We start from the raw sequence: 21,724 nt of genomic DNA, 5'->3' as shown, positions 1-21,724 counted from the left end.
GAGGGGGATTTTACGCCCCGTGGCATCATGGGGCATGAGCACGACAGGAACACTGCATCGTCCGCCGCGCCATCCCGGACTGATATTGGGCCTGCTGGCGCTGTCGCAAGTGGGCGTGGCCTGGCTGTGGTGGCGGTCCGGCTGGACCGTCGGCCTGCCGGCGATGATGGCCACCCACCTGCTGGTGGTGTGGGCCACGCTGTATCCGCGCGCCACCGTGTTCTGCCCGGCGCTGTCGCGGCTGCCGACCGAGCAGCGCGTGGTGTGGCTGACCCTCGACGACGGCCCCTCGGCCGACACCCCGGCGATCCTCGACCTGCTGGACCGCCATGGGGCGAAGGCGACCTTCTTCCTGGTCGGCGAACGCGCGCTGGCGCAGCCGGCGCTGGTGCAGGCCATCCGCGACCGCGGCCACGGCATCGGCAATCACAGCGCGAGTCATCCGGATACGCGATTCTGGCGGCTGGGACCGGGTGCGATGGAAGACGAGATCGGCCGCAACCAGTCCATCCTTACCGCGATCACCGGCGACACCCCGCGCTGGTACCGCAGCGTCGTGGGCATGACCAACCCCTTCGTCGGCCTGTCGCTGAAGCGCCACGGCCTGGCGCGCGTGGCATGGAGCGCGCGCGGGTTCGACGGCATCGACTGCCAGCCCGACCAGGTACTGGCGCGCATCACCCGCGACATCGCCCCCGGCGCCATCGTGCTGCTGCACGAAGGCGCCGCGCACGGCCACAACGTCGCCATCCTGGCGCAGCTGCTGGCATGGCTTGATGCCCAGGGCTATTGCACCGTGCTGCCCGAGTCGGATGCGCCGCCGCTGGTCGCCGCCGCCGCGTAGCGTGCGCCGTGCGCACGACGCATGGATCTGTCGACGCTGCGCATGAATCCGGCATCGCACGTCGTGCGCATGGCGCACGCTACGTTGGCGATCCCGCAGCTGGTGGGTCTGGATCCTTCTCCCTTCGGGAGAAGAGCCTGCCCCGTACCCGATACGGGGTGGCGCGAAGCGCCGGATGAGGGTGTGCGAGCCGCCGAACCATCGCCACTCCGCCGACCCTCACCCCAACCCCTCTCCCGGTGGGAGAGGGGCTTCAAGCGCGCCGCGGATGTAGCGTGCGCCGCGCGCACGACGCATGGATCTGTCAGTGCTGCGCATGAATCCGTCACCGCGCTTCGTGCGCATGGCGCACGCTACGTTGGCGATCCCGCAGCTGGTGGGTCTGGATCCTTCTCCCTTCGGGAGAAGAGCCTGCCCCGTACCCGATACGGGGTGGCGCGAAGCGCCGGGTGAGGGTGTGCGGGCCGCCGAACCGTCGCCACTCCGCCGACCCTCACCCCAACCCCTCTCCCGGTGGGAGAGGGGCTTGAGGCGCGATGCGGACGTAGCGTGCGCCGCGCGCACGACGCAGGGATCTGTCGCCAATGCGCGTGGACCTATCACCGCGCCGGACCCTTCTCCCTTCGGGAGAAGGTGGCGCGCAGCGCCGGATGAGGGTGTGCGAGCCGCCGAACCTTCGCCACTCCGCCGTACCCTCACCCCAACCCCTCTCCCGGCGGGAGAGGGGCTCAAGCGAGCAAATGATGCGCGATCGGAAACGCCAGCCGCGTCCATTCGGCGTACATCGCGGCGGAGGGGTGCAGGCCGTCATCGGCCAGCATCGCCGCTTCGCCGCCGCGTGCACGGCTGACCGGGGTGATGTCGACGAAAGAGACGCCGCGCTGCGCGCAGACCTCGCGCGCGGCCAGGTTGTAGGCATCCAGTTCGCGCGCGATCTGTGCTGCGTCGCGGCCGGATTGCGCGGCGAACGGGGTGACGCCCCAGTCGGGGATGGAGAGCACCAGCACGCGGTCGGGGCGGTTGCGGGCGAAGCCGATGGCGCGCCAGAGCAGGGCGGCGAACTGGGTGCGGTACTCCTCGACGCTGCGGCCACGGTACTGGTTGTTCACGCCGATCAGCAGGGTGACGAAGTCGTGCTCGCCGAGCGGCTCGGCGGCGGTGATCGCGGCGTCCAGTTCGTCGGTGGTCCAGCCGGTGGTGGCGATGATGCGCGGATCGCCGAGCAGCACGCCCTCCATCCGCAGCAGGCGCGCCAGTTGCGTCGGCCAGCGGCCGGCTGCGTCCACGCCTTCGCCGATGGTGTAGGAGTCGCCGAGCGCCAGGTAGCGCAGCTCGGTGGTGAGGGCGGTGGTGTGGGGGGCGGAGAGCGTCGTCATGGACGCATGATGCGCCCTTCCGGTCCGTTGTAGGAGCGACGTGAGTCGCGACCGGGAATTCAACCCTGCAGCGAAATATCGGTCATCCTAGGCGCAGGGTCACGGCTGCCCTTGGTTGTCCCCCGATGGGGTTCAACAGGCGCGTTGTAGCGTGGGGTCGCGACTTACGTCGCTCCCACAGGGGCCACACGCTCGATCTCGTCTGCGAACAGCGTCGCCAGCCAGCGGGTGTGACCGTCGGGGTCGACACACTCGACCTCATACGCGGTACGCGCCTCGGACGCGGCCAGAGCCATAACGATCGCCCCCACGTCGCCGACACGGACGTCCTTCGCTCTGGATGCGCTTGCGTCGACCCGCTCGGAGGGTATCGGCGCGATCACGCGGACGATGTCATACATGTTCAAGGTCATCCGCGTTCCCCTGCCTGCCTGAGGGATGGAGCCTGCCTGTGGGAGCGACGTAAGTCGCGATGGGCCATCCGGATGCCGTCTCGCGACTTGCGTCGCTCCCACAGCAGCCGCACAGCAACCGCGATCCGGTTTACGCCGCCGCCGGCCGCGACTTGCCCTTGATCGGCACCACCTTGGTGGCCGCTTCCGCACGGCGCGTCAGGGCGCGGTCGATGCGGGCGAAGACTTCGCGCATGGTCGCCGCTTCGGGCAGCAGGGTGACGCGGAAGTGGTGGCGGTAGGGCACGTTGAAGCTGGAGCCGGGGACGACCAGCACGCCTTCGGTTTCCATCAGTTCCAGGGCGAAGCTGTGGTCGTCGAAGTTCTTCGCCGCGTCGCCGACCACGGCCGGGAACGCGTACAGCGCGCCGGCCGGGTTCACCAGCTGCAGGTGCGTGCTGGCCTCGCAGGCCTCGATCACCGCGCGGCGGGTTTCGTACAGGCGGCCGCCCGCTTCGCACAAAGCACTGATCGTGTCGGGGCCGTTCACCGCGGCGTCGATCGCGTACTGGCCGGGCACGTTGGCGCACAGGCGCAGGGCGCTGAGCAGGTCCATCGCGTGCAGGAAGTCGCGCACCACGTCGCCGTGGCCGGACACCACACCCCAGCCCACGCGCCAGCCGCAGGCGCGGTGCACCTTGCTGAGGCCGCTGAAGGTGATGCACGGCACGTCGCCGGCCAGCGGTGCGACCGGGACGAAGGTGGCGCCGTCGTACAGCACCTGGTCGTAGATCTCGTCGACCATCAGCAGCAGGCGGTGCTTGGCGGCGATGGCGACGATGCGTTCCAGCAGCTCGCGCGGATAGGTGGCGCCGGTCGGGTTGTTCGGGTTGATCAGCACGATGGCGCGGGTGCGCGAGCTGACCAGCTGCTCGATCTCGCTGGGGTCGGGCAGGAAGTCGTTGTCGGGATCGCAGCGGTAGTACACCGGGCGGCCGTCGTTGAGGATGGTCGCCGCCGACCACAGCGGGTAGTCGGGCGAGGGCACCAGCACTTCGTCGCCGGGGTTGAGCAGGGCGCGCAGCGACAGGTCGATCAATTCCGACACGCCGTTGCCGACGAACACGCGGTCCGGGTGCGCATCGGGCGTGCCGCGCTTGGCGTAGGCCGCGGCGATGGCATCGCGCGCCGAGGGCAGGCCCTGCTGGTGCGTGTACGGATCGGTGCGGCCCATGTCGTCGGCGATCGCGCGCTGCAGGTGTTCCGGCGCGCGGAAACCGAACGCGCCCGGGTTGCCGATGTTGAGCTTGATCAGTTTCTGCCCCTGCGCTTCCAGCTCGCGGGCTCGCCGTGCCAGTTCGCCCCGGATCTCGTAGCGGACTTCGGACAGGCGTTCGCGCGTGGCGAGCGGTTTGACGGGCGGAGTGGGCATGGCGGCGACCGCAGGGGGCGGAAAAACGGAAGGAGGGGCAGCTTAACGGATATTTCGCCTGCCCGGCCCCGCTGGCGCCAGCCCGCGTCTAGAATGCGCGCCATGCCCGAACCCCCCCTCCCCAGCGTGTCCGACGTCACCCTTCTGCGCGCCATCGGCTGGCCGTACACGGGGGAACCGACGGATGCGGCATGGCGCGAGGCGCTGGCCGCGCATCCGCAGGCCACCCCGGCGCGGGTGATCGAACAGCACCGCTCCGGCTACGTGGTCGCCGATGCGCCCGGCGTGGGCGTGAAGGCCGAATCGCTGCCGGAATGGCAGCGCCCGCGGTTCCCGGCACATGAACGTCCCGCGGTCGGCGATTGGGTGCTGCTGGAAGACGCCACCGGCAAGCGGCCGCGCATCGTCGCCCTGCTGCCGCGCCATACCGGCATCAAGCGCGGTGCGGCCGGCGAGCATTACCACCAGCAGGTGATCGCGGCGAACATCGACACCGTGTTCATCGTCTGCGGCCTGGATGCCGACTTCAATCCGCGCCGCATCGAGCGCTATCTGCTGCTGGTCGGCGGCGGTGGCGCGCAGACGGCGGCTCCAGAACCCGTGATCGTGCTGACCAAGGCCGACCGCACCGAGTACGCCGACGACGCGGTCGAGGTGCTGGCCGACCTCACCGCGCAGGGCGTGCCGGTGTTCACCGTCAACGCGAAGGATCCGGACAGCGTCGCGCAACTCGAACCTTGGCTGGAACCCGGCCACACCGTGGTGCTGGTCGGCTCGTCGGGTGCCGGCAAGTCAACGATCACCAACACGCTGCTCGGCGACGAGCGCATGAAGACCGGCGAAGTGCGCGAGAGCGATTCGCGCGGGCGCCACACCACGACCTACCGCGCGCTGATCCCGCTGCCGGCGGGCGCCTGCCTGATCGACACGCCCGGCATGCGCGAGCTGAAGCCCACCGGCGAGGAAGACCTGGCCGACGGCGGCTTCGCCGACATCGAGGCGCTGGCCGCGCAGTGCAAGTTCCGCGACTGCTCGCACGACCGCGAGCCGGGCTGCGCGGTGCGCGCGGCGATCGACAGCGAGGCGCTGGACGAAGGCCGCTTCCTCAACTACCTCAAGCTGCGCGATGAAGTCGCCGCGGCGGCCGACAAGCTCGCTTCGCGCCTGGCCGACAAATCGAATGCCCGCGTGCAGGGCAAGGCGCTGAACAAGCGGCTGACGGACAAGTACGGCAAGCGTTAGCAACACACCGTACCGTCATCCCGGCGCAGGCCGGGACCCAGGGTCTTTCTGCACGTCTACCGTCATCCAAACATCAAAGTCACTGGGTCCCGGCCTGCGCCGGGATGACGGTGGATGGATCGTGACGGCTGATAGGTTCCAGCGTTCGATCAATCCCAAAGATTGATGAACCCCGTGATGATCAGCGCATTGCTGAAGTCGATGAAGAACGCGCCCACCAGCGGGGCGACGAGGAAGGCGCGCGGGGCCATGCCGTAGCGTTCGACCAGGGTGCGCATCACCGCCATCGCGTTGGCCGTGGTGCCGAGCATGAAGCCGATGAAGCCGCCGCCCATCACCGCGGCGTCGTAGTCGCGGCCCATCACCCGGAACACCACGCCGCAGAACAGCGCCACCAGCGCGACCTGCAAGCCGAGGTTGACCAGCAGCGGCGCGGCCAGGCCGGCCAGTTCCCACAGTTTGAGATTCATCAGCGCCACCGCCAGGAACAGCGCCAGGCAGACGTTGCCGATCAGGTCGGTGGTCGCGACCGGCAGGCCGATCCAGCCGGTGCGATCGTCGAGATAGCGGAGCGCCGCGCCGACCATCATCGCGCCGACGGTGGCCGGCAGGGTCAGGCCGAGCGCGGCCAGGCCCTGGCTGACGCCGGCGCCGGCCCACATCGCCACTAGGATCACCACGATGCTCTTCAGCGCGGCGTGTTCGCGCGAGGCGAAGTCGACCGTGTCGCGCGCACCGGCGGGCTCGGCCGAGGATTCGTCCGGCGCGCCCAGGCGCACGCCGCCGTACAGCTTGTGGCGGCGGATCAGCACGGTGGCCACCGGTCCGCCGAGCAGGCCACCGCAGAGGATGCCGGCCATCGCCGAGGCGACCGCGATGGATTCCGCGCCGGCCACGCCGGCCTGTTCGAACAGCGGCGCGAACGCCAGCCCGGTCGCCGGTCCGCCGGTCAGCGTGGTGGACCCGGCCAGTACGCCGAACAGCGGATGCAGGCCGAAGCCCATCGCCACCGCCATGCCCAGCAGGTTCTGTGCCACCGCAAACGCACTGGCCAGCAGCAGGAACACCACCACCTGGCGGCCGCTGAGTTTCAGCAGGGCCACGCTGGCGTTGACGCCGATGGTGGTGAAGAAGGCGATCATCAGCGGCGACTGCAGGCTGGTGTCCAGCGTAAACAGGGTGATGTCGCGGCTGCGTGCGGCCAGCACGACCAATGCCACCGCCAGGCCGCCGATCACCGGCGCGGGCAGGTTGTACTTCGAGAACGGCGGGACCACGCGGCAGAGCGCATAGCCGAGGAACAGGGCGAGGCCGGCGAAGGCCAGTGTCTGTACGGCATCGAGCTCCAGCATGCTGCCCCCGCAACTGTTGGAAGAGCCCCGAGCATAGTCCAGGGCCTGTTAACGCGCATGCCCCCTGTCGCATGCCGCTCCGATGGCCGTCAGGTCAAGCCGCGCGACGCCGCCCGACGGCCATCGGTGCGACACCCTCCGGGCCGACCCTGCGGACGCACGCGGCGGCGTCATCGCTCTGTTGCGTATCGACATACGCGCCCTCGCTCTTCCTTGCTGCGCACGCCCGCAGGACCGGTGCGACAGGGGTCATGCGCGTTAGCAGGCCCTGGCTTCCACCGCTTGTGCGGACCGGCGCGCTAGAGTGTCGGCAGGGAGGAGCCCCATGCAGCCTGACATCGCCCATCACGCCGCGCTCGATGCGCGCCTGGTCAAGGCCGTGCGCGGCATCAAGCTGCTCAGCCTGGCGAGTTGGCCGGCGGACGTGCAGGCGCCGTTCCTGGACGGGTTCGCGCGCGGACAAGCGCAGCTGCCGGCGATCGCGTATCCGCGCCTGGACTTCGGCGATGCGCGCCGCGAACTGGCCGCCATCGCCGCCGCAGCCGACGAGCATCACCCGCTGGGCGGCTACCTGCGCGATTCCGTGCACAGCTGGGACATCGCCGCGCAGCTGCTGGAATCGCTGGGCACGGCAGCCGTCACCACGCACTCGGTCGCGCTGTTCGGCACGCCCGAGGAATGCCTGCCCGGCGACGGCCCGACCACGCGCGATGCCGCCGGCCACTTCATCGCCATCGCCAACGAACTGGACCACGAGCTGCTGGCGCCGGAAGAACAGGTGCCGGTGTCGGCCACCGCGCTGCAGTTGCAGTTGCAGGCGGACCTGGACGATTTCTTCGACGGCCGCGTCATCACGGTGGAACTGGACCGCCAGCTGATCGCCAAGGCCGCCGCCGGGGCGACGCGCATCCGCCTGCGCCACGGCGCCGCCTTCAGCGACTACGACCGCCGGCAACTGCTGCAGCACGAGGCGCTGGTGCATTCGCTGACCGCGTTGAACGGACGCGAACAGACCGTGCTGCCCAGCCTGGCGCTGGCCTCGCCGCGCGTGACCGCCACCCAGGAAGGACTGGCGACGTTCGCCGAGCAGATCACCGGCAGCATCGACATAGAACGGATGAAGCGGATCAGCCTGCGCATCGAGGCGGTGGCGATGGCGCTGGCCGGCGCCGACTTCATCGAGGTCTTCCGCTACTTCATCGACGCGGGGCAGAATCCGGCCGAGAGTTTTTCGTCGGCGCAGCGCGTGTTCCGCGGCGTGCCCACCACCGGCGGTGCGGCGTTCACCAAGGACACCGTGTACCTGCGCGGGTTGATCGGCGTGCACACGTTCTTCCGCCATTCGCTGCAGCAGGACCGGTTGCGCCTGTGCCGGCGCCTGTTCGCCGGCAAGATGACGCTGGACGACGTGGCCACGTTCGAGCCGATGTTCGAGGCCGGCGTGCTGGCGCCGCCGCGCTGGCTGCCGCGCTGGGTCAGCCGCGCCAACGGACTGGCCGGCATGCTGGCGTTCTCGCTGTTCGCCAACCGCATCCGCCTGGACAAGCTGTCGGAAGACGCGCCCACGCTGTCGTGAGCCGCACCGCGCGTTGCGGGCACTGCCGCACACGCGGTGGTCGCCGCCGTGGCCCTAGCCACAAAGTGCTACCCGCTGCCGCGCGCGCCGATGGCACACTGGCGGCATGAGCGCGCCCGCCATCCTCGTTGCCGACGACCATCCGCTGTTCCGCACCGCGGTGATCCATGCGCTGCGCGAGGCGTTGCCCGGCGCGACCGTGACCGAGGCCGCCAGTGCCGCCAGCCTGGGGCAGGCGCTGGAGGCGCGGCCCGACACCGACCTGGTGCTGCTGGACCTGACCATGCCGGGCGCGCACGGGTTCTCCGCGTTGCTGCATGTGCGCGGCGAGCATCCCGAGGTGCCGGTGGTGGTCATCTCGTCGAACGAACACCCGCGGGTGATCCGGCGTGCGCAGCAGTTCGGCGCGGCGGGCTTCATTCCCAAGTCCTCGCCGGCCGAGACCATCGGCGAGGCGGTGGCGGCGGTGCTCGACGGTGGCGCGTGGTTTCCGCCGCTGACCGTCGAACGCTCGGAGCAGGATGCCGCGCTCGCCGCGCGCCTGGCGCAGCTGACGCCGCAGCAGTTTCGCGTGCTGCTGTGCCTGGCCGACGGCTTGCTCAACAAGCAGATCGCGCACGAATTGGGCCTGGCCGAGAACACGGTGAAGGTGCACGTCACCGCGATCCTGAAGAAGCTGGAATGCCACAGCCGCACGCAGGCGGCGGTGCTGGTGAAGTCGCTGGAACCGGAAGGTCCGCCGGTCGAGTGAGGCTCAGGCCAGCCAGGCCGGCAGCTGCATCACCAGCGGCACGGTCGCCGCGGCCAGCAGCGTCTGCCAGGTCACCAGTGAGGCCATCAGCGGGGCGTCGCCGCCCATCTGCCGCGCCATGATGTAGGCGTTGGAGGCGGTAGGCAGGGCCGCGTAGAAGCAGGCCGCAACGGTGACCGGCGCGCTGGCGTCCAGCCAACGGCAGACCAGCACCGCCAGCAACGGCAGCGCCAGCAGCTTCAATGCGGAGGTCGCGCCCAGCAGCAGCGGACGCAGGTGGTCGCGACGGAACTGCAGGCCACCGCCCACGCATAGCAGGCCCAGTGCCAGTGCTGCATCGGCGAGGATGTCGAGCGCGGCCGCCAGCGGCACCGGCAGCGGCAGGCCGCTGAGGTTGAACAGCAGGCCGGCCAGCGTCGCCAGGATGATGGGATTGCGTGCCAGCGCCCGGGCGATGCCACGCGCACTGGCGTCGCCGTTGCCCCAGACCGCCAGCGCGACCACCGCGATGACGTTGACCACCGGCAGGCAGATCGCCAGCGCCAGCATCACCATGGCGGTGGTCTCCGGCGGGAACAGCAACGCCGCCACCGCCAGCCCGAAGTAACTGCTCGGTCGCACCGCGCCCTGCACCACGGAGGAGCGGCTCGGGCCGGACAGGCGCGGCGCGAACCGCAGCGCCAGCAGCATCACCGCCGTCAGCAGCAGCGTGGGCAACAGCGCGGCCAGCGACAGGTCGAGCGCGTCGCTGGCGGAGAGTTTCAGTCGCGCCGCGCCGACGAACAGCAGCGCGGGGAAGGCCACATAGAAGGAAAACCACTCCATCGCCGGGAACAGGCTCTCGGGCACGCGCCGCATCCGCCGCAGCACGGCGCCGAGCAGCATGATGGCGAGGACGGGAATGACGTAGCTCAGCATCGCAACCGCATCCTCGGCTCCTCAGCGCGCCCGGCGCACGTGCAGCTGGGTCATCAGTGCGCGCAGCGCCGCGGGTTTCACCGGTTTGGCCAGGAAGCCCCAGCCGCGCTCCAGCGCCAGCGCGCGCAGGGCCTCGTCGCGCTCGGCGGTGACCAGGATCACCGGCGGCGCCGTGCCCCAGCGTTCGCACAGGCTCGCATATAGCGTCGGTCCGTCGGTGTCGCCCAGGCGCACGTCGAGCAGCAGCAGGTCGGGCGAGGCGCCCGGGGTCGCCGCGGCTATCGCGGCGTCCGGACCGGCGGCCAGGTCCACCTCGCAATCCCAGCGTTCGAGCAGCGCGCGGGTGGCGTCGCAGACGCGCGGGTCGTCGTCCACGCACCACACGTGGCGGCCGCGCAGTGGCGAGCCGTCGTCGACCTCGGCCGGCATCGGCGTGGCATCGGCGATGACGGCGCCGGCGACGCCGCGCGGCAGTTCCACCCAGAACACGCTGCCGCGCCCCAGCTGCGAGCGCAGGCCGATGCGGTGCCCCAGCAGGCGGCCGATCCGTTCCACGATGGCCAGGCCCAGGCCCGCGCCGCGGTCGTTGGCCACGCCGTCGTTGAGGCGGCGGAACTCCTCGAAGATCTCCGCCTGCAGGCTCTCGGGAATGCCCGGTCCCTGGTCGTGCACCTCGATGCGCACGCGGTCGGCGCTGCGGCGCACGCCCAGCAGCACCCGCCCGCGCGGCGTGTAGCGGATCGCATTGGAGAGGAAGTTCTGCAGGATGCGGCGCAGCAGCGCTTCGTCGCTGCGGACGATGGCGCGGGTGGGCACGCCGTCCAGCACCAGTCCGCGCTCGCCGGCGACCATGCCGAACTCGCGCGCCAGCGTTTCCAGCAGCGGCGCCAGCGCGAAATCGCGCACTCGGGTCGGCAGCGCGCCGGACTCCAGCCGGGCGATGTCGAGCAGGCTGTTGAGGATGGCGTCCTGCGCGGCGAGGGCGTTGTCGACATGGTCGGCGATGCGCCGCGCCTCGTCGTCGTGCAGCCGCCCGCGCAGCGCCGAGACGAACATGCGCGCGGCGTTCAGCGGTTGCAGCAGGTCGTGCACCGCCGAGGCGACGAAGCGGGTCTTGTAGCGGTTGGCGTTCTCGGCGGCGCGGGTGGCGTCGGCCAAGGCGCGCGTGCGCTCCTCGACCCGGTGCTCCAGCGCATCGGCCAGCGAGCGCAGTTCGCGCGCGGCGTTCTTGTAGCTGGTGATGTCGGCGTAGCTGGTGACGAAGCCACCATCCGGCAGCGGGTTGCCGCGGATCTCCAGCACCACGCCATCGTCCTTCTCGCTCTCGCGCATGTGCGGCTTGCCGCTGCGCAGGTGGTCGAGGCGGCGCTGGATCGCGTCTTCCACCGGACCGGGGCCGAGCAGGCCGCGCCGCGCGTTGTGGCGGAACACGTCCTCGATCGGCCGGCCGACGTGGATCAGGTCGGGCGGGAAGCGGAACAGTTCCATGTAGCGCGAGTTCCACGCCACCAGCCGCAGGTCGGCGTCGATGATGACCACGCCCTGCGGCAGGTGCTCCAGGCTGCGGCTGAGACCGGCGTCGGCCGAGCGCGCGGCTTCGACGATGCCGTCCTGCGCGGTGCGCAGTTCCTGCGCGTGCTGCTGCAGCACCGCTTCCAGTTCCTCGCGGCTGCGCCGCTGCAGCAGGGCGATGCGCCGGCGCTGCTGCATGAAGAGTGCGAGGAACGCCAGCGCCAGCCAGCCGCCGCCGGCCGCCAGCGCGGCGCTGCGTCCGGCGGCGGTGATCGCCGAGGCGTCGTGCAGCAGGTGCAGCTGCCAGCCTTCTTCCGGCAGCGCGATCGACTGCCACAGCACCGCGCCGGGCAGCAGCGGATCGCGCAGCTGCACGCGCCGCGCGCCCTCGCCCGGCGCCGACAGGTCCTGCACCTGCAGCGGACGCAGGGTCTGCCGCGCGTACTGGCGCGTGGCGGTGAGCTCGCGGCGGTCGGCGTCGCTCAGCGGCCGCAGCGTGCGATAGCGCCAGGCATCCTGGCTGGCCAGGAAGATCACCCCGTGCGCGTCGCTGACCAGCACGATGTCCGGGGTCTGCAGCCATTCCTGTTCCAGCGCGTCGAGCTCGATCTTGATGACGACCAGGCCGGCGACCGCACCGTCGTCGCCGGTGATCGCCTGCGAAAGGAAGTAGCCTGGCTCGCCGGTGGTCAGGCCGATGCCGTAGAACTGGCCACGCCCGTCGCGCAGCGCCTGCTTCACGTACGGCCGGAAGCTGTAGTCCTCGCCGACGTTGCTGGTGGGCTCGCGCCAGTTGCTGGCCGCCAGCGCGATGCCGCGGCGGTCGATCAGCGTCAGCGTGGAAGAGCGGGTGACGCTGTTGGCGTCTTCCAGGCGCTGGTTGAGCGCGTTGCGGCGCACGTCGTCCACCGGCGAGGTCAGCGCCGCGCGCAGGTCGGGGTCCTGCGCCAGCACCTGCGGCAGCGTGCGGTAGCGATCGATGCGCTGCTGCAGTGCCTGCGCGTGCAGGTCGAGCTGGCGTTCCAGTTGCGCGGTCTCGGCGCGCTGCGCGCGGGCGCCCGCCCAGTGGTAGGCCAGCGCCATGACCACGCCGGCACCGCCGAGGATCGCCAGTGCGACGAGCAGGATCAGGCGGTGGCGGCGGACGCGCGGCATGGGGCAAGTCTACGGGCCTGCCGCTGCATCCGCGCCGGCTAGTACCAATAGGTTATCGGTGCCGCGGCGATGCGGGGTTACAACATGTCGGCCCCGGTTCCGTGGGCGACGCCATCCGCCCCGGAGTCCTGCCATGCATCTGGCCGATACCCCCTTCGTGCCGCCGCCGCGCCAGCCGCTGTACAAGCAGCTGTACTTCCAGGTGATCGTGGCGATCGTGCTGGGCGCGCTGCTGGGGCACTTCGAGCCCGCATTCGCCGAATCGATGAAGCCGCTGGGCGATGCCTTCATCAAGCTGGTGAAGATGATCATCGCGCCGGTGATCTTCCTGACCATCGTCACCGGCATCGCCGGCATGACCCACCTGCGCACGGTGGGCCGCGTGTTCGCCAAGGCGATGGCCTACTTCCTGTTCTTCTCCACGCTGGCGCTGGTGATCGGCATGGTGGTGGCGCACGTGGTGCAGCCCGGCGCCGGCATGAACATCAACCCGGCCGACCTGGACCAGTCCGCGGTGCAGGACTACGTGCAGAAGTCGCACGAACTGTCGCTGGTCGGCTTCCTGATGGACATCATCCCGAAGACGCTGGTCAGCCCGCTGGTGGGCGACAACATCCTGCAGGTGCTGTTCGTGGCGGTGCTGTTCGGCCTGTCGCTGGCGCTGGTGGGCGAGAAGGGCCGGCCGGTGCTGACCCTGCTGGAGGCGCTGACCACGCCGGTGTTCCGGCTGGTGCACATCCTGATGCGCGCCGCGCCGATCGGCGCATTCGGCGCCATCGCCTTCACCATCGGCAAGTACGGCGTGGGCATGCTGGTCAACCTGGCCTGGCTGGTCGGTTCGTTCTACCTCACCTCGCTGCTGTTCGTGATCGTCATCCTCGGCCTGGTGTCGTGGTGGTGCGGGTTCTCGATCTTCCGCCTGATCCGTTACCTCAAGGCGGAACTGCTGCTGGTTCTGGGTACGTCGTCGTCCGAATCCGCGCTGCCGTCGCTGATGGAGAAGATGGAGCGCGCCGGCGCGTCGAAGTCCGTCGTCGGGCTGGTCGTGCCGACCGGCTATTCGTTCAACCTCGACGGCACCAACATCTACATGACGCTGGCCGCGCTGTTCATCGCGCAGGCCACCAATACCGAACTGAGCCTGGGCCACCAGATCATGCTGCTGCTGGTGGCGATGCTGAGCTCGAAGGGCGCCGCCGGCGTCACCGGCGCCGGCTTCATCACGCTGGCGGCGACGCTGGCGGTGGTGCCGGAAGTGCCGGTCGCCGGCATGGCGCTGATCCTGGGCATCGACCGCTTCATGAGCGAGTGCCGCTCGCTGACCAATTTCACCGGCAATGCGGTGGCCACGCTGGTGGTTGCGCGCTGGGAGAACGCGCTGGACCGCGATGCTTTGGCGCGCGCACTGGGCGGACCATCCGCCCCGATTGCCGCCGCGCCGGATCCGGCCGCGGGCCCGGGCGACCCGACACGACTCACGGCCGACTGACGCCGGCCACACCACGTCTTCAGAGGAGGGACTGAACGATGCATACCTTGAACCCACGCCGCGCCCCGTTGCGCAGCAGCCTGACGCTCGCCTTGCTGGCGGTGATCCACGCCGCCGCGGCGCAGGACACCGCGCCGCCGGCCGAACCCGTACCGCCATCGGCGATCACCGAGGAGGCGACCAACCTCGACGCGGTGGTCGTGGTCGGCTCGCACATCCAGGGCGCGTCCACCACCGACGCGCTGCCGGTGCTGGTGGTGGGGGCCGAACAGATCGACGCCGCCGGCGCGATCTCCGGCGACGAGCTGATGCGCACCATCCCGCAGATGGGCGACGTGCTGTTCGATGCGTCCAACAATCCGCAGACCAGCAACGCCGCGCGCGGCGACGTCAATTCGGTCAACCTGCGCTCGCTCGGCGTCGGCAACACGCTGGTGCTGCTCAACGGCCGCCGGCTGGTGCAGCACCCGACCAGCCAGGGCACGTCCGACACTGGCACGGTGCCGGTGCAGAGCTTCAACTCGAACGCGCTGCCGGTGTCGGGCCTGGACCGCATGGAGATCCTGCTGGATGGCGCGGCCGCCATCTACGGCGCCGACGCGGTGGCCGGCGTGGTGAACACCGTGCTGCAGACCGACTTCGACGGCGTCAGCGCCAGCACGCGCTACGGCGGTGCCGAAGGCACGGGCATGAACGAGTTCGAGGTCAACCTGTTCGCCGGCCGCAACTTCGACCGCGGCAACGTGTCGGCCTTCGTCAACTACACCGACCGCTCCGAACTGATGGCGGAAGACCAGGACTTCACCGCGACCGACGACCTGCGTGCGCTGTTCGCCGACTATCCGGATTTCGCCGGCCTGTCCGCGCTGGATGGCCGCTCGTCGCATACGCCGTGGGCGCGCCTGAACGTGGGGCCGCGCGCGGTGATCCGCTCCAACGGCACTGCGGTGACCAACAGTTCCGGTGCCTTCCGCATCCAGCCGTCGAGCTTCGGCTGCGGGGTCAGCCTGGGCAACGACCTGTGTCTGTCCAGCGGCAACCACAACTTCAACACCACCAACCGCGAGATGCGCTACGACACGCGCCATGGCACCAGCGTGCGGCCGTCGGTGGAGCGCATCAACCTGTTCCTGACCGGCCATTACGACGTGGCCGACAACGTCGAGGCCTTCGGCGAGATCGGCTTCTACCACGCGGTCAGCGAGGCCACGCAGCCACCGGTGGTCAACCTCAACAGCCTGTGGATTCCCGCGACCAACTACTGGAACCCGTTCGGCGCCGCCACGCTGCCCGATGGCACGCCCAACCCGAACCGCCTGCCCGGCCTGACCAACGTCCCCGCCGCCGGCCTGCCGGTGCAGATGAGCAACTACCGCTACGTCGACACCGGCTTCCAGCGCGTGCGCGTGGAGAACTACCAGGCGCGCTTCCTCGCCGGCCTGCGCGGCGACTGGAACGGCTGGAACTGGGAGACCGCGCTGCTGTATTCCGAAGCCGAAGCCGAGGACCGTTCGCCCAACATCAACATGACGTTGTTGCAGCAGCAGCTGGCGCTCGCCACGCCGGATGCGTACAACCCGTTCAGTGGCGGCTGCGTGTCCACGCCGACCTATGGCGACTGCTCGCCGAGCTCGCAGGCGGCGATCGACGGCATTGTGTTCGACCTGGTACGCGAATCGCGGACCACGCTGACCATGGCGGACTTCAAGATGAGCCGCGGCGACCTGTTCTCGCTGCCGGCCGGCAGCGTGGGCATGGCGTTCGGTGCGGAAGCGCGCCGCGAGACCCAGCGCGACGACCGCGACGCCAACCTCGACGGTACCAACACCTTCACCGACCTGGTCACCGGCGAGACCAACCTCAGCAACGTCGCGGCGGTCAGCCCGAACCCGGACACGCGCGGCTCGCGCAACGTCGGCTCGGCGTATGTCGAATTCGCGGTGCCGCTGGTGTCCGAGGAGATGGGCATTCCGCTGGTGCATCGCCTGGACATGCAGCTGGCCGGACGCTACGAGCACTATTCCGACTTCGGTTCGGTCGCCAAGCCCAAGGTGGCGCTGGCGTGGGACCTGGTGGACGGCGTGCGCCTGCGCGGTTCCTATTCCGAAGGCTTCCGCGCGCCCAACCTGGAGCAGACCAACGCCACCCAGTACGCGCGCCTGGCCAGCGGCGTGGACCACATCCGCTGCGAAGCCGACCTGCGTGCCGGCCGCATCGCCTCGTTCAGCGAGTGCGGCCAGAGCACCTCGGGCGCGTCGCTGCTGGTGGCCGGCAATCCGGACCTGGAGCCGGAAGAGAGCACCAACACCTCGTTCGGCGTGGTGTTCCAGCCGACCTTCATCCCCGAGCGCTTCGGCAACTTCACCTTCACTGTCGACCGCTGGAAGATCAAGCAGGAACAGATCGTCGGTCTGCTGGGGGCGCAGACCGCGCTGACGGTGGACTACCTGGCGCGCGTGGGCGGCGGCAGCAATCCGCTGGTCGTGCGCGAGGCGCCCACGCAGGAAGACATCGACGCCTTCGCCGGCACCGGCATCGATCCGGTGGGTCGCGTGACCGCCATCAACGACCGCTTCATCAACCTGCAGCCGCAGACCGCCGGCGGCCTGGACTTCGGCGTGGACTGGTCGCTGCGGCGCACGCGCTTCGGCTCGTTCTCGGTCAACCTCAATGCCACGCGCCTGCTGGAGTTCACCCGCGATCCGGGCGATATCGTCAACGCGCTGTACGCGGCGCGCGCCGCCGGCACCATCGATCCGCTGACTCCGCTGCCGGACTCCACCCAGCTGATCGGCCAGAACGGCCGCCCGGAATGGCGTGCCAGCGGCTCGCTGACCTGGAACACGTCCGCCTGGCGCGTCGGCTACTCGGCGCAGTACATGAGCTCGTTCGAGCAGCCGCAGCTGCTGGGCATCTCGGGCGATCCGTGGGTGGTCGAGCAGCGCCTGACCCACAACCTGTACGGCCAGTACCGCTTCGCCGACGGCACCGCCGTGCGCCTGGGCGTGCGCGACCTGACCGACGAGGGTCCGTCGCTGGCCGATGGCGGCTACCGCGGTTCGCTGCACAATCCGTGGGGCCGCTACTGGTACGTCAACATCAGCCGCTCGTTCTGAGGACACCGTTGCAATGCGCCTGAGCCGCCACTGCCTCATCGCCGCGTTCGCCGTGCTGGTCGCCGCTGCATTGCCGGGCGGCGTGGCGGCGGCCGAGGCGGAAGCGACGTTCGCGCCGGTCGCCTGTCCGGCCTCGGTCGGCGCGCAGGTCGAGTGCCACGAGGCGCAGGACGGCAACGGCGCCTGGCTGCTGGTGGCGATGCCGAAGACGTGGAACCGCCGGCTCATCGTGCACGCGCACGGCGGGCCGCGGCTCGGCGAACCCGAGGCCGGCGATTCGGCAGAAGACCTGGACCGTTTCGCGGTGATGGTGCGCAGCGGCTATGCGTGGATCGGCAGCACCTACCGTCGCGGCGGCTATGGCGTGCGGATGGCGGCGGCCGATGTGGAGACGAGCCGCCGCGCGTTCTGGGCGCGCTGGGGTCGCCCGCAGCGCACGCTGCTGCATGGCCAGTCGTGGGGCGGCAACGTGGTGGCGAAGCTGGCCGAGCTGCATGCGCTCGACCTCGACGGGCGCCCGAACTACGACGGCGTGCTGACCACCAACGGCCTGCTGTTCGGCGGCACGCGCGGTTACGGTTTCCGCGCCGACCTGCGTGCGGTCTACCAGTATTACTGCCGCAACCACCCGGCGGCCGATGAAGCGCAGTACCCGGTCTGGCAGGGGCTGCCGGCCGGCACGAAGATGACGCGCGACGAGCTGCGCAGGCGTGTGGACGCGTGCACCGGCGTCGACCAGCCGGCCGCGAAGCGCACGCCGGCGCAGGCGGCGACGCTGCGCGACCTCCTCGCGGTCACCGGCGTGGCCGAAAAGCAGCTGGTCGCACACCTCGCGTGGGGCACGTTCCACTTCCAGGACGTGGTGCAGAAGCGGCTCGGCGGCCGCAATCCGTTCGACAACGCGAAGACCGTCTATCGCGGCTCGCACGACGACACCGCGCTCAACGCCGGCGTCGAGCGTTTCAGCGCCGATCCCGCCGCCGTCGCGGCGCTGGCTTACGACGCCGACCTGTCCGGCCTGATCGTGCTGCCCACGGTCACCGTGCATGCACGCCACGATCCGACCGTGTCGTACGAGGCGGAAGCGGCCTACAAGGCCACGGTGGAGGTGGCCGGCCGTGGCCATCTGCTGTTGCAGGCGCTGACCGACGAGCGCGACCACAGCCGGCTGCGCGATGCGACATACGCCAGCGCACTGCAGGTGCTCGAACAGTGGCTGGATACCGGCACGCGCCCGTCCGCGCAGGCGTTCGGCGCCGCCTGCGGCACGCTGTCGCGCACGCGCGAGGACTGCCGCTTCCTCGCCCCGTGAGCGCGCGCCGCGCACGCGTGGCGTGATGCAGCGCCGCAACCGGCCGGGTCCGGCTTCGGCGGGGAAGGGGTAGAATCGCCACTCCCCCGCCTTCATCACAGGCACCGTTTCCGCAATGACGAACGACGATTTCAAGCAGGCCGCGCTCGAATACCACCGCGTGTCTCCGCCCGGCAAGATCAAGGTCGCGCCGACCAAGCCGATGCTGACCCAGCGCGACCTGGCGCTGGCCTACTCGCCGGGCGTGGCCTACGCCTGCGAGGCGATCGTCGAGGACCCGAAGGCCGCCAGCGAACTCACCGCGCGCGGCAACCTGGTGGCCGTGGTCACCAACGGCACCGCCGTGCTGGGCCTGGGCAACATCGGTGCGCTCGCCGGCAAGCCGGTGATGGAAGGCAAGGGCGTGCTGTTCCAGAAGTTCGCCGGCATCGACGTGTTCGACATCGAGATCGACGAGACCGACCCGGACAAGCTGGTCGACATCATCGCCTCGCTGGAGCCGACCTTCGGCGGCATCAACCTGGAAGACATCAAGGCGCCGGAGTGCTTCATCGTCGAGCGCAAGCTGCGCGAGCGGATGAAGATCCCGGTGTTTCATGACGACCAGCACGGCACGGCGATCATCGTCGGCGCGGCGGTGGTCAACGCGCTGGAAGTGATCGGCAAGAAGATCGGCGACGTCAAGCTGGCCACCAGCGGCGCCGGTGCTGCCGGCATCGCCTGCCTCGACATGCTGGTGGCGCTGGGCCTGAAGCCGGAGAACATCCTGGCCTTCGACCGCGACGGCGTGATCTACAGCGGTCGCCCGAACCTGGACCCGGACAAGGCGCGCTATGCTCGCCCGACCGACAAGCGCACGCTGGCCGAGATCGTGGAGGGCGCGGACATCTTCCTGGGCCTGTCGGCCGGCGGCATCCTCAAGCCGGAGATGGTGGCCACGATGGCGGACAAACCCGTCATCTTCGCGCTGGCCAATCCCAATCCCGAGATCTCGCCGGCCGATGCCAAGGCCGTGCGTCCGGACGTCATCATCGGCACCGGCCGCAGCGACTATCCGAACCAGGTCAACAACGCGCTCTGCTTCCCGTACATCTTCCGCGGCGCGCTCGATGTCGGCGCCACGGTCATCAACGAGGACATGAAGGTCGCCTGCGTGCACGCCATCGCCAAGCTGGCGCGGCGCGAGGCCTCCGACCTGGGCAGCGCCTACGGTGACGACGTGCCGTGCTTCGGTCCCGAGTACCTGATTCCGCGTCCGTTCGATCCGCGCCTGCTGGTGGAAGTGGCGGCGGCGGTGGCGCAGGCGGCGATGGACAGTGGTGTCGCGCTGCGTCCGATCGCCGACATGTGGTCGTACCGCGAGAAGCTGGGCCAGTTCGTCTACCGCACCAGCCTGATGATGAAGCCGGTCTACGACCGCGCCCGCGCCGACAAGAAGCGCGTGGTCTACGCCGAGGGCGAGGAAGAGACCGTGCTGCGCGCCGTGCAGACGGTGATCGACGAAGGCCTGGCGTTCCCCATCCTGATCGGCCGTCCGGATGTGATCGAGGCGCGCCTGCAGCGCCTGAGCCTGCGCATGCGCGCCGGCATCGACTTCGAGATCACCAACCAGGACGACGATCCGCGCTTCAACGACTACTGGCAGCACTACCACGCGCTGACCTCGCGCCGCGGCGTGACGCCGGCAGCGGCGAAGAACCTGATGCGTTCGCGGCCCACGCTGATCGCCGCGGTGATGGTGGCGCGCGGCGAAGCCGACGCGATGATCACCGGCCTGGTCGGCCGCTTCCACAAGAAACTGGGCTACGTGCGCAGCGTCATCCCGCTGGACCCGGGCGTGCAGTCGACCTCGGCGATGACCGGCGTGATCAACAACCAGGGCGCGTACTTTTTCCTGGACACGCACGTGCAGGACGACCCGACCGCCGAGCAGATCGCCGAGGCCACGCTGCAGGCGGCGTACCGGCTGAAGCTGTTCGGCATCGAGCCGCGCATCGCGCTGCTGTCGCACTCCAACTTCGGCAGCCACGAGACACCGGGCTCGCTGAAGATGCGCAAGGTCCGCGAGCTGCTGTTGAAGCGCAAGCCCGACCTCAACGTCGACGGCGAGATGCAGGGCGACACCGCGTGGGACGAGATCCTGCGCAACCGCATCATGCCGGGCAGCACGCTGAGCGGCCGCGCCAACCTGTTCGTGCTGCCCAACCTGGACGCGGCCAACATCGCCTACAACATGGTGCGCGTGGTCACCGACGGCGTGGCCATCGGCCCCATCCTGATGGGCATCTCCAAGCCGGTGCACATCCTGACCACCAGCGCCACCCCGCGCCGGGTGATCAACATGACCGCCATCGCCGCCGTCGATGCGCAGATCCGCCTGCAGCGCGAAGCCGAGCGCAACGGGCCGGGTTGAGCGCTTGTCCCGGCGAAAGAAAACGCCCAGCATGCGGGGCGTTTTTGTTGGGCGCCGCTGTGGCCGTTGTAGGAGCGACGTGAGTCGCGACCGGATGCCCCGGAACACCATGGACCTTTGATTCATGCGGTCGCGACTGACGTCGCTCCTACAGAAGCCGTCAGGCTTTCTCCCTCGCCATCCAGGATCCGCTGCGCGAGCGCATCCAGGTTGGCGTCGGCGCTGGATTTGAAGATCTCGCCGCGAAGCCGGGCGCAATGGACTGGAGTGAGGGGTTGTGCCGGTGAAAGAAAACGCCCTGCATGCGGAGTGTTCTGTTGAGTGCCGCTGTGACCGTTGTAGGAGCGACGTGAGTCGCGACCGGATGCACTGAAACACCATGGACGTTTGATTCGTGCGGTCGCGACTGACGTCGCTCCTACAGACGCCGTCAGGCTTCTTCCTCGCCATCCAGGATCCGCCTTTGCAGCGCGTCCAGGTAGGCGTCGGCGTCGGCGCTGGACTCGAAGATCTCGTCCATCGGCACGGCCTGCACGATCTCGATGACCTTGCGGATCTGTTCCTGCGGATGCACCACCAGCAGGCGGCCTTCGTGCGGGGCCAGTGCCTTGCGCGCCTTCAGGATGCTGCGCACGCCGGCGCTGCTGATGTAGTCCAGGTGCGCCAGGTCGAGCACCAGTGCCTGCGGGCGGGCGGCGAGCATCGGCGCCAGCGCGTCGTCGAGCTGGGCATGGCTCTGCGTGTCCAGCCGGCCGCCGAGCAGCACGTACTGGTTGCCGTTGACCGGCGGGTAGACCTCAATCTCCAGCGTCATCAGGCATCTCGTCGTCGCGGGTCTGCCGGA

General features: G+C 69.7%; 15 protein-coding genes. 8 read left to right on the top strand and 7 right to left on the bottom strand.

All coding sequences use genetic code 11. The annotated features are described in order from the left end of the window. The first annotated feature begins 19 nt into the window (after positions 1-19). Positions 20-844: a polysaccharide deacetylase family protein gene (locus MMG85_RS04500; RefSeq protein WP_241044936.1), complete on the top strand. Its 825-nt coding sequence runs from the start codon at positions 20-22 to the stop codon at positions 842-844. 728 nt (positions 845-1,572) lie between these two features. Here the strand turns inward: MMG85_RS04500 and MMG85_RS04495 are convergent. The 3 genes from MMG85_RS04495 to MMG85_RS04485 all read right to left on the bottom strand — a co-directional run bounded on the left by MMG85_RS04495 (position 1,573) and on the right by MMG85_RS04485 (position 4,044). After that, positions 1,573-2,220, bottom strand: coding sequence for an SGNH/GDSL hydrolase family protein (locus tag MMG85_RS04495; RefSeq protein WP_241044935.1), 648 nt, complete (start codon positions 2,218-2,220; stop codon positions 1,573-1,575). Between the two features lie 164 nt (positions 2,221-2,384). Further along, a complete protein-coding gene (locus MMG85_RS04490) occupies positions 2,385-2,633 on the bottom strand; it encodes a DUF4926 domain-containing protein (protein ID WP_241044934.1) in 249 nt (82 codons plus the stop codon). A gap of 130 nt (positions 2,634-2,763) precedes the next feature. Next, a complete protein-coding gene (locus MMG85_RS04485) occupies positions 2,764-4,044 on the bottom strand; it encodes a pyridoxal phosphate-dependent aminotransferase (protein ID WP_241044933.1) in 1,281 nt (426 codons plus the stop codon). Positions 4,045-4,146: 102 nt separating this feature from the next. On the opposite strand from MMG85_RS04485, the gene rsgA reads away from it, so the two are divergent. After that, positions 4,147-5,286, top strand: a complete 1,140-nt coding sequence (rsgA, locus tag MMG85_RS04480) for a ribosome small subunit-dependent GTPase A (RefSeq protein ID WP_241044932.1) — start codon at positions 4,147-4,149, stop codon at positions 5,284-5,286. Positions 5,287-5,435: 149 nt separating this feature from the next. Here the strand turns inward: rsgA and gltS are convergent, their stop codons facing one another. Continuing rightward, entirely contained in the window at positions 5,436-6,638 is a 1,203-nt protein-coding gene (gltS, locus tag MMG85_RS04475; RefSeq protein WP_241044931.1) for a sodium/glutamate symporter, read from the bottom strand. A gap of 325 nt (positions 6,639-6,963) precedes the next feature. Here gltS and MMG85_RS04470 point away from each other — a divergent pair, with 325 nt between their 5' ends. Then, positions 6,964-8,214, top strand: a complete 1,251-nt coding sequence (locus tag MMG85_RS04470) for a flavohemoglobin expression-modulating QEGLA motif protein (protein ID WP_241044930.1) — start codon at positions 6,964-6,966, stop codon at positions 8,212-8,214. A 106-nt stretch (positions 8,215-8,320) separates the two neighbouring features. Beyond that, a complete protein-coding gene (locus MMG85_RS04465; protein ID WP_055937908.1) occupies positions 8,321-8,965 on the top strand; it encodes a response regulator transcription factor in 645 nt (214 codons plus the stop codon). A 3-nt stretch (positions 8,966-8,968) separates the two neighbouring features. Here MMG85_RS04465 and MMG85_RS04460 read toward each other — a convergent pair whose 3' ends face one another. Both MMG85_RS04460 and MMG85_RS04455 read right to left on the bottom strand, forming a co-directional pair. Further along, positions 8,969-9,883, bottom strand: coding sequence for an AEC family transporter (locus MMG85_RS04460; protein ID WP_241044929.1), 915 nt, complete (start codon positions 9,881-9,883; stop codon positions 8,969-8,971). A 21-nt stretch (positions 9,884-9,904) separates the two neighbouring features. Next, the gene (locus tag MMG85_RS04455; protein ID WP_241044928.1) at positions 9,905-12,550 is read right to left on the bottom strand and encodes a PAS-domain containing protein; all 2,646 of its coding nucleotides are present in this window, start codon (positions 12,548-12,550) and stop codon (positions 9,905-9,907) included. A gap of 133 nt (positions 12,551-12,683) precedes the next feature. Between MMG85_RS04455 and MMG85_RS04450 the strand changes: the two genes are divergently transcribed. The 4 genes from MMG85_RS04450 (at position 12,684) to MMG85_RS04435 (ending at position 20,880) form a co-directional block, all read left to right on the top strand. Next, the gene (locus MMG85_RS04450) at positions 12,684-14,039 is read left to right on the top strand and encodes a dicarboxylate/amino acid:cation symporter (RefSeq protein ID WP_241044927.1); all 1,356 of its coding nucleotides are present in this window, start codon (positions 12,684-12,686) and stop codon (positions 14,037-14,039) included. Positions 14,040-14,077: 38 nt separating this feature from the next. After that, the gene (locus MMG85_RS04445) at positions 14,078-17,155 is read left to right on the top strand and encodes a TonB-dependent receptor (RefSeq protein ID WP_241044926.1); all 3,078 of its coding nucleotides are present in this window, start codon (positions 14,078-14,080) and stop codon (positions 17,153-17,155) included. Positions 17,156-17,168: 13 nt separating this feature from the next. Beyond that, a complete protein-coding gene (locus MMG85_RS04440) occupies positions 17,169-18,467 on the top strand; it encodes a hypothetical protein (RefSeq protein WP_241044925.1) in 1,299 nt (432 codons plus the stop codon). Positions 18,468-18,582: 115 nt separating this feature from the next. Further along, complete coding sequence (locus MMG85_RS04435; RefSeq protein ID WP_241044924.1) at positions 18,583-20,880, top strand: NADP-dependent malic enzyme; 2,298 nt, start codon at positions 18,583-18,585, stop codon at positions 20,878-20,880. 430 nt (positions 20,881-21,310) lie between these two features. On the opposite strand, the gene MMG85_RS04430 is transcribed toward MMG85_RS04435, so the two are convergent. Beyond that, positions 21,311-21,697 (bottom strand): STAS domain-containing protein, encoded by a 387-nt coding sequence (locus MMG85_RS04430; protein WP_241045021.1) that lies wholly within the window; start codon positions 21,695-21,697, stop codon positions 21,311-21,313. Positions 21,698-21,724 lie beyond the last annotated feature (27 nt).

Source organism: Pseudoxanthomonas sp. LH2527 (assembly GCF_022539275.1).
Lineage (GTDB): Bacteria > Pseudomonadota > Gammaproteobacteria > Xanthomonadales > Xanthomonadaceae > Pseudoxanthomonas_A.
This window is presented reverse-complemented; position numbering and strand designations above follow the sequence as displayed.

Coding starts and splice junctions, on each gene's coding strand:
- MMG85_RS04495 (WP_241044935.1), bottom strand. CDS start 2,220: ATGACGACGCTCTCCGCCCCCCACACCACCGCCCTCACCACCGAGCTG.
- MMG85_RS04490 (WP_241044934.1), bottom strand. CDS start 2,633: ATGACCTTGAACATGTATGACATCGTCCGCGTGATCGCGCCGATACCC.
- MMG85_RS04485 (WP_241044933.1), bottom strand. CDS start 4,044: ATGCCCACTCCGCCCGTCAAACCGCTCGCCACGCGCGAACGCCTGTCC.
- rsgA (WP_241044932.1), top strand. CDS start 4,147: ATGCCCGAACCCCCCCTCCCCAGCGTGTCCGACGTCACCCTTCTGCGC.
- gltS (WP_241044931.1), bottom strand. CDS start 6,638: ATGCTGGAGCTCGATGCCGTACAGACACTGGCCTTCGCCGGCCTCGCC.
- MMG85_RS04470 (WP_241044930.1), top strand. CDS start 6,964: ATGCAGCCTGACATCGCCCATCACGCCGCGCTCGATGCGCGCCTGGTC.
- MMG85_RS04465 (WP_055937908.1), top strand. CDS start 8,321: ATGAGCGCGCCCGCCATCCTCGTTGCCGACGACCATCCGCTGTTCCGC.
- MMG85_RS04460 (WP_241044929.1), bottom strand. CDS start 9,883: ATGCTGAGCTACGTCATTCCCGTCCTCGCCATCATGCTGCTCGGCGCC.
- MMG85_RS04455 (WP_241044928.1), bottom strand. CDS start 12,550: ATGCCGCGCGTCCGCCGCCACCGCCTGATCCTGCTCGTCGCACTGGCG.
- MMG85_RS04450 (WP_241044927.1), top strand. CDS start 12,684: ATGCATCTGGCCGATACCCCCTTCGTGCCGCCGCCGCGCCAGCCGCTG.
- MMG85_RS04445 (WP_241044926.1), top strand. CDS start 14,078: ATGCATACCTTGAACCCACGCCGCGCCCCGTTGCGCAGCAGCCTGACG.
- MMG85_RS04440 (WP_241044925.1), top strand. CDS start 17,169: ATGCGCCTGAGCCGCCACTGCCTCATCGCCGCGTTCGCCGTGCTGGTC.
- MMG85_RS04435 (WP_241044924.1), top strand. CDS start 18,583: ATGACGAACGACGATTTCAAGCAGGCCGCGCTCGAATACCACCGCGTG.